Source organism: Xanthomonas sp. SHU 166 (assembly GCF_000364685.1).
GTDB classification, from domain to species: domain Bacteria; phylum Pseudomonadota; class Gammaproteobacteria; order Xanthomonadales; family Xanthomonadaceae; genus Xanthomonas_A; species Xanthomonas_A sontii.
The window spans coordinates 1-6,103 of the sequence record NZ_AQOJ01000131.1 but is presented as its reverse complement, the minus strand read 5'-3'; the positions used below and the strand labels follow the sequence as shown (position 1 = coordinate 6,103).

General features: G+C 70.4%; 6 protein-coding genes. 3 read left to right on the top strand and 3 right to left on the bottom strand.

The features are described 5' to 3' along the window. Positions 1-997: filamentous hemagglutinin N-terminal domain-containing protein (locus D180_RS05185; protein WP_043090513.1), on the bottom strand; the 997-nt coding region annotated here is incomplete at its 3' end. Between the two features lie 79 nt (positions 998-1,076). Next, positions 1,077-2,717, bottom strand: coding sequence for a ShlB/FhaC/HecB family hemolysin secretion/activation protein (locus D180_RS05180; protein WP_017911966.1), 1,641 nt, complete (start codon positions 2,715-2,717; stop codon positions 1,077-1,079). Between the two features lie 343 nt (positions 2,718-3,060). On the opposite strand from D180_RS05180, the gene D180_RS05175 reads away from it, so the two are divergent. The 3 genes from D180_RS05175 (at position 3,061) to pyrF (ending at position 5,420) form a co-directional block, all read left to right on the top strand. Then, positions 3,061-3,684: a hypothetical protein gene (locus tag D180_RS05175; protein WP_017911965.1), complete on the top strand. Its 624-nt coding sequence runs from the start codon at positions 3,061-3,063 to the stop codon at positions 3,682-3,684. 90 nt (positions 3,685-3,774) lie between these two features. Next, the gene (locus tag D180_RS05170) at positions 3,775-4,689 is read left to right on the top strand and encodes a 5'-nucleotidase, lipoprotein e(P4) family (protein WP_017911964.1); all 915 of its coding nucleotides are present in this window, start codon (positions 3,775-3,777) and stop codon (positions 4,687-4,689) included. Continuing rightward, positions 4,686-5,420, top strand: a complete 735-nt coding sequence (pyrF, locus tag D180_RS05165; RefSeq protein WP_017911963.1) for an orotidine-5'-phosphate decarboxylase — start codon at positions 4,686-4,688, stop codon at positions 5,418-5,420. The genes D180_RS05170 and pyrF overlap by 4 nt, the downstream gene beginning before the upstream one ends. A gap of 187 nt (positions 5,421-5,607) precedes the next feature. On the opposite strand, the gene D180_RS05160 is transcribed toward pyrF, so the two are convergent. Beyond that, positions 5,608-6,103, bottom strand: a 496-nt coding sequence (locus tag D180_RS05160) for a tryptophan 7-halogenase (protein WP_043090511.1), incomplete at its 5' end; no start/stop codon positions are given.

Here is a 6,103-nt window from a genome sequence, read left to right as displayed (position 1 = left end):
GCAGGCGCACGCCGGCCTGCTGCGAGCCGAGGACGCCTTGCTGGCTCAGCGCGCCGGCCGCGCGCAGGTCGACGTCGTCGCGGGCCACCGCGGTGCCGGCCAGGCTCAGCTGGCCGGCGCTGTCGATCTGCAGGCTGCCGCTCTGCGCGGACAGGGTGCCGCGGCTGACCACGCCCACACCGGCCTCGGTGGCGATCAGGCGGATGCGGTCGGCGTACATGCCGCCCAGGTACGCCACGTCGATGCCGATCGCCGGCGGTGCGCCGTCGCTGCCGGGCAGCACCTCCAGCAGCATGCCGTCGTAGCCGATACGCTGCGCACCGGCGCTGGCCAGCAGATCCTTGGCCCACACCGAACCGCCCACGCTCAACTGCCGCGACAGCAGATCCAGGCGGTCCACGTTGTACGCGTCCAGGCCGTTGCTGCCGATGCTCAGCGCACCGCCGGTGATGGAAAACCCGTTCAAGGCGCCGTCGGCGCCGAGCAGCGGGGTGCCGGTGGCCAGGGTGACGCGCGAGGTGTTGAGGAAGCCGCAGCCGTCGCAGACGATGCCGTTGGGATTGGCGATCACCAGCTGCGCCTTGGCCCCGGCGATCTCGGTATAGCCCTGCAGGCGGCTGGTGGTGGAGGTGACTTCGTTGAGGATCAGCGTAGCCGCGCCGCTGTTCTTCAGGTTGTCGTTGCCGGCGATGTAGCCGCCGAGTTCGGTCTTGGAGATCTGCGCGCTGTTGTTGAGGATCAGGCCGTTGCTGCCGACGTCGAAGCGCGAATAGCGGTTGTGCGAGACGCCGCGTGCGTTGGGGGCGACGATGTCGACCACCGGCACGCCGTTGGCGGCGGCCTGCTGGCCGGGCTGGCGCCCGTCCGGATTGGCGACCGGTGCGACCTGCGCGTACAGCGGCAGCGAGGTCCAGGTGACGGTGCAGCACAACAATGCGGCCAGGCCGCGCTTGAGCGGCTCGAGCAGGCGGTGGCGGCGGTCGTCGTTACGGTCCATGTGCATCGTCGTGTCTCTCGTGCCGCCACTGGCGGCAAAACCCATCGCATCCCCTGCCGCCGGCCGGCGGCAGGACGTGTCAGAACTGGTAGATCAGGCGCACGCCGTAGGCCGGCTGCGCGCTGTGGAAGTCGCGTGGCGCATGCAGGTCCCAGCCGGCGAAGCCATCCCAACTGAGCCCGCCGCGCGCGCCACGCACGCCGACGAAGCCGCCGACCAGGCTGCGCCCGGCCAGGCCGGCGGCGCTGGGTCCGGCGATGCGGCCGGCATCCACGCCCAGGTATGGGGTGATGCCCAGGCGCTGCACCGGCAGGTTGAGGCTGTTGCGCCAGTACGCGCCGCGCTCGGCGCCGAGGGTGCGTTCGCCGTCGAAGCCGCGCACGCTGTAGCGCCCACCCAGGGTGATGAATTCCGAACCCAGCAGCAGTTGCGGGGAGGTCTGCGCATGCAGGCTGCTGTCCCAGCTCATCGCCACCGGGCCCAGCGCGAACGGCAGACCGGCGCTGACATCCAGCGTGGTGACGCCGTAGCGGTAGCCGGGGAAGCCCACCGCCGGGTCGTAGCCGGTCCATTGCCCGTCGAACCACGGGGTGCCGCGGCGGTGCCCAACACGCGTGTCCAGCTGCAGCTTGCCCAGGTAGTGGCGATGGCTGAGGTAGAGCTCGGCGCTGGTGGTGTGGCGGCGCTGGATGCCGATCTCCACGCCGTCCAGGTAGCTGCGTGCCGCCCGCTTGGCCACCACCATGCCCAGCGTGGTCTTGCTGGTGCCGGTGCGGTGGATCACCCGCTGCAGATCCAGTTGCGCGCTGTCGGAGCTGCCGCTGGACTGGAAACTCTGGCGGAAACCCTCCACCTGCTGGTGGTAGCGATAGGACGACAGCGACAGCGACAAGGTCCACCAGCCCCACGGCACGCTGTAGGACAGGCTGTTGCCGCGGGTGCCGCGGGCGGCGCCATCGTCCACCAGGTCGTGGTTGTAGCCGATCGAGAGCAGGTCGTTGATGCCCAGCGGCGCATCCAGCGCGAAATCGACGCCGCCCTGGTAGCGGCCGGTCGCCTGCACGCCGGAGTCGTCGGCGTTGAGCACCGCGCGCCAGCGCTTGCTGCGCTGCATGGTGATCAGCAGGTCCGACTCGCCGGGCTGCTCGCCCGGCGCGATATCGATCTTGGCGTCCTGCGACGGCACTCGCTTGAACTGCTCCACGCCCTGCTCGATCGCGCGCAGGTCGAGCACGTCGCCCGGCCGCAGCGGCAGCGCACCGCGCCAGAACACACGGCCGTCCGCCGACTGCACGCGCACCTGGCGCAGGCGCCCGGGCAGCAGTTCGAAGCGCAGCTCGCCGCGGGACAGGTCCTGCGCCGGAACGCCGATGCGAGTGGTGACGAAGCCGCGCGCGACCAGTTGGTCGAGCGCGCGGCGGCGGATCAGGTCGATGCCGGCCGTGCCGATGCAGCGGCCCTCGTAGCGGCGCAGCGACTGCCACAGCCAGGAAAAGCGCGCCGCGTCGGGACCGGCGCCGCTGAGGCGGACGCGCTGGATCGGGAAGCACAGCGCTTCGGTCGGCAAGACGGTGCTGCGCATGTCCGCCGGCGCTTCGGCCTCGCGCGGGCCCACGAACGGCGCCTGCCGGTCCTGCTCCTGTTGCCGCTGGACCTGCTCGGCCTGGCGCAGCTGTTCCTGGCGATCGAGCGTGCTCGGCGGGTCCTGCGCCTGCGCCATGGACACGCTGGCGAACAGGCACGTAGCCAGCACAATGCGAGAAGCTCCTTTTCTCCGGCGATCCACTGCGACGTCCCCTGTGACGCTTCCCGCGTTTGCCTGCGGTGCAGGCGCGATCGCGTCGCAGCGCACCAGGCGCCGCGTCGCACGGTTTTCCATACTTGGAAGTGTGGTGGAAACCACAGTGCGGCGGCATCGGGAAGCTCCCGACACGCTGTCGGTAAATCCCCTGCAAAACAGGCGCTTGCGAGAATTTCGTCACCTTTGCAAAGGACCCGCGTCACAACTGGCGCGCGATCCACGGCGGCTGCCACACTCTTGGCTCACACCTCAAAGGCCTCGCATGCTGCCGCTCCTCCTCCTGCTGGCCCTGGCCTCGCCCGCTGCGCCCGGCGCCGTGCCCGCCCCCAGCGCCGCGACGCCGACACCGACGGACTGCCGCGCGGCATCGGCCGTGCCGTCCAATACCGACGTCTGCGATCCACGCCGCGGCCTGCTGCATCTGGCCTATCGCGCGGGCCGTGTGGTGCTCCAGCTGCCCGGACGCACACCCGCCGTGCTGGAGACCATTCCGCACGCCTACGCACCGGAGCGGATCGGCGCCGAACGCGCCATCCGCCTGCTGCCGACCCGGTTGCAGCCGTATCTGGCGCGCGACCGCCTGCTGTACCTGTCGGTGCGCCGTTCCTCGCCCGGGGATGGACACGGCTACTGCGGCGCCGGTGCGGAGATGGCGCTGACCGTGGTCGATCTGCACGGCACGCCGTCGATCCTGGCGCGGGTGCCGGTGTCCAGTTGCCTGGACAACATCGATCTGGACGCGCCCGACCTCGACGACCTGACGCCCTACACGGTCCGCGACGGCCGCCTGCGCATCCGCTTCAGCGCCTATGCCGGCCACGACGATGCCGACCCCATCGAGGCGGTGCTCGCCCCGGACCTGCACGGACTGACGTTCGCGCCCTGAGCGCGGCAGCCCGCCTGCGCCACCGCGCGCCGCGCCTGTCATCGCAACCGGCTAAAATCCGCGGTTCATTTGCCCAGGTTCCCACGCCCGATGACGCCGATCGCCCGCACCGCACTGGCCTGCGCCGTGCTCGCCCTGTCCGCCTGCAAGCCGCAGGCGCAGGTCGCCGACCCCGCCGCCAAGCCGGCCGCCCCTGCAGCTGCCGCCACGCCCGCAGCTGCCACGCCGGGTGCGGCCGACGACAACCTCAACGCAGTGCTGTGGATGCAGCGCTCGGCCGAGTACCAGGCCCTGGCCGAGCAGACCTATCGCGCCGCCGCCGACCGCCTGGATGCGGCGCTGAAGGAGCCGAACTGGGACGCGCTGGTGCCGGAGGAGCGCGGCAACGCCGCCGCCGGGTTGAAGCCAGCGGTGGTGATGGACGTGGACGAAACCGTGCTGGACAACTCGCCGTACCAGGCGCGGCTGATCCGCAACGGCAAGGAATACGACGAGGTCACCTGGGACCAGTGGGTCGCCGAGAAGAAGGCCAAGCCGATTCCCGGCGTGGTCGATTTCGCCAAGGCCGCCACCGCCAAGGGCGTCACCGTGCTGTACGTGACCAACCGCGCGGTGCACCTGACCGACGCGACCCTGGCCAACCTGCGCAGCGCCGGCCTGCCGGTGGCCGACAACAGCGTGCTGCTGGGCCTGGGCACGGTGGTCAAGGATTGCGAGCAGAACGGCTCGGAGAAGAACTGCCGGCGCAAGCTGGTCGGCCAGCAGTACCGCGTGCTGATGCAGTTCGGCGACCAGCTGGGCGATTTCGCGCAGGTGGTGGCCAACACCCCGGAAGGCCGCGCGCAGTTGCTGCAGCAGTACCACGACTGGTTCGGCGAGCGCTGGTGGATGCTGCCCAACCCCAGCTACGGCTCCTGGGAGCCGGCGCTGTTCAACAACGACTTCACCCAGTCGCGTGCCGCCCGCCACCAGGCCAAGGTGCAGGCGCTGGAGCTGGCGCAGTGAGTCGCGCGCCGCTGGCGCTGGCGCCGCACGAGCGCCTGATCTTCGCCCTCGACGTGCCCGGGCGCAGCGAGGCGCTGGAGTGGATCGAGCGGCTCGGCGATGCGGTGGCCTTCTACAAGATCGGCATGGAGCTGCTCGCCTCCGGCGAATACTTCGACGTGCTGGACACGCTGGCCGGGCGCGGCAAGCGGGTGTTCGTGGACCTGAAGTTCTTCGACATCCCGGCCACGGTGGGCGGGGTGATCCGGCGGCTGTCACAGTGGCCGGTGGACTACTGCACCATCCACGGCTGGCACCCGGCGATGATGCAGGCCGCGGCCGAGGCCAACGGCAGCGACATGCGCCTGCTGGCGGTGACCGTGCTGACCTCGATGGGCCGCGCCGACCTGGCATCGATGGGCATCGACCGCGCGCCGGAAGACGTGGTGGTGGAGCGCGCACTGGCCGCGCAGGCGGCCGGCATCGACGGCGTGATCGCCTCCGGCCAGGAAGCGGCACCGATCCGCCGCGCCACCGGCGCCGGCTTCTCCATCGTCTGCCCCGGCATCCGCCCGGGCGGCCCGGTCGGCGACGACCAGCAGCGCACCGTCGGCGTGGCCCAGGCCTTCGCCGACGGCGCCGATGCGATCGTGGTCGGCCGGCCGATCCGCCAGGCGGCCGATCCGCGCGCTGCCGCCGAGGCGATCCAGCGGGAGATCGCGCTGACGTTGGCCGGCGGCGCTGTCAGTTGATTTAAAATCAATGGCTTAGAAAGCAACTTCTAAAGCATTGCTTTAGCTTCGGCGTGCCGGTAGCATGCCCAGCGTCCGGCTCTGCCGGAGATGTGCCATACCGTTCTCCGGCTTCGGTCGGATTTGAAGAGGCCCGCGCCTGGTGCGCGTGGCCTCTTTTTTTGTGCCCGCGCGGCGCAGGCCGTGCTTACCCAGGCCTGGCCGCGCAATAGCGGTCGATGAAGGCCTGGTGCGGCGGCATCGCGTCGGCGCAATGGCCGATGGTCTGCTCGACGCTGGCCATGAAGCGCTCCAGGTCGGCCTGCGGCACCTGGTCCACCAGCGGGTGGTAGGCGCGCGGCAGGATGCCCTGCCCCACCATCACCTGCACCCAGCTGATCTCGGCGAACATCTCGTCGCCATTGCGGTAGAAGCGACCGCTGTCGCGGAACAGCGCCAGCGTCTCCTGCAGTTCCGGGGTGATCGGCATGCTGCGGCAGTGCCGCCAGAACGCGCTGTCGTCGCGCTCGGTGGCGTGGTAGTGCAGCAGCAGGAAGTCGCGGATGCGGTCGAACTCGAAGGCGATGCGCTCGTTGTAGCGCCGCACCAGCACCGGGCTGATGCCCTCGCGCGGGAACAGCTCCAGCAGCTTGGAGATGCCGGACTGGACCAGGTGGATGCTGGTCGATTCCAGCGGCTCCATG